This is a genomic window from Psychrobacter sp. 1Y4 (genome assembly GCF_051847555.1).
Genome location: NZ_JBPYDE010000454.1, coordinates 1 through 758 on the forward strand (window position 1 = coordinate 1; position 758 = coordinate 758).

Here is a 758-nt window from a genome sequence, read left to right on the forward strand (position 1 = left end):
TTTTTTGTGAGGCTAGCTGCGCCTCCATCTGAGTCTCTAATTGAGCCTTACGCTCTGCTTCTCGTAAACGGGCGATTTGCTCTGGATCATTTTTGGTTAAGTACGTCTCAAACTGACGACTGATAGCATTGAAGCCACTCGCCAAGTCGACCAACTGCGCGACGATACGCGCGCCCGTATCGCCGTCTTCCCCGCCCATGGCTTTGTTACGTAAGAAGTCCGCTTTGATTTGCGCCCAACGTTCTTTTTCTGCATCGGTTAAGGTGCCGCGCATCTCGCCAAGCTTGAGCAAGTTGCTCTCTGCGCCTTGGGTCAATAGCTGCGACTCGCCCAGATAGTGATCGTCTATCAGCTGGTTTAGCTCATTCTCATTCATGACCGCTGACAGCTTTTCGGTCATCTTATTCATATTACGATAACTGCCTTGTAGCTTAAATATCGGCTCGACACGGTATTTATCGTCTTGCGAGGCGGAGGCAATATAAGCTTGGTTGACATCCAAAATGACTGCTTGCACCCTAAACATATGACGCAAGATCGCGATAATCTCGTTAATCTCTGAGGTGCTATATGGATAGGTTAGATCGCTGCTTTGCGCTTGCGCGAGATTGGCATTGTCCGTTTTTGCCATTTTAATCAAGCGATGCACATCGCTTAAATCGCGGTTTGCCAGTGGCGCGAGGACACTATTAGAGGTTAGGGAGTTTTCGATATAACTGAGCGCAAAGATGTCTTCCATACCGCTCATGATGTCGCCT

Annotated in this window: 1 pseudogene; it reads right to left on the reverse strand. The window is 48.7% G+C overall.

The features are described 5' to 3' along the window. Positions 1-758, reverse strand: a pseudogene (locus tag ACS8FC_RS16925) (DNA repair ATPase); the annotation flags it as partial.